Genomic DNA, 833 nt, shown 5'->3' with positions numbered 1-833 from the left:
TTTCATCCCCACCATCTGCACTCAAAGCTACTATCACAGACTTTCTTGCCAATTGACTCACTAGCATAGTAGGTATAGCACTGCTATCCCCAAAAGGTTCGTCATAATAGTAGGGCAGTGTAGGCAAGATTGCTTTCGCCTCATCGATAGTACAATAATACTCCGTGTGATCAGTCCCTAATCTGGCTGCCACATCCTTGGCAAATGGGGCCTCATTATATTTTTCTTCATAAAAACCTATGGTAAAGGTCTTAATTTTCTGTGTCGCATCTCTCTGTAATAGAGCTGCAACCACGCTGCTATCATAGCCACCACTGAGAAATACTCCTACGGGTACATCGGCCACCATGCGGTAATCAAAAGCCTTCTTCAATACTTTTTCTGTTTCTTCGATAGCTTCTTGTTCTCCAATATCAAGTTTAGGTTTGATGTAGGCGTCGTTAACATTCCAATAATTATGAGGGTTGAGAGTTGAGAGTTGAGAGTTGAGGGTTGAGAGGGAAAGATTGAGATAGCATCCTGGTAGTAGCTTGTAGCAGTTTTTAAAAATACAATGTGGTGCAGGTACGTAGCAGTACTTGAGAAATAATGCTAAAGCATCCATATCTAATTCCTTTCTGAATTGTGGATGCGGATGAAATGCTTTCAATTCGGATGCGAATAGAAATAATCCATCCTGCCAATAATAATATAAAGGTTTGACTCCCGCACGGTCTCTATATATATGTAAGGTATGCTCCAAACGATGATAGATGACAAAGACAAACATGCCGATAAACTTATGGACAGCCTCTTGACCCCATTCTTCCCAAGCATGCAGCATAACTTCTGTA

General features: G+C 41.1%; 1 protein-coding gene. It reads right to left on the bottom strand.

Going from position 1 to position 833, the window contains the following annotated elements:
• The coding region (locus JNK74_28415) for an asparagine synthetase B (protein MBL7650112.1) at positions 1 to 833 on the bottom strand (833 nt) is incomplete at both ends.

This window comes from Candidatus Hydrogenedentota bacterium, assembly GCA_016791475.1.
Classification (GTDB): domain Bacteria; phylum Hydrogenedentota; class Hydrogenedentia; order Hydrogenedentales; family JAEUWI01; genus JAEUWI01.
Note: the sequence above shows the minus strand (reverse complement) of the source record. Positions and strands in the feature narration are given on the sequence as shown.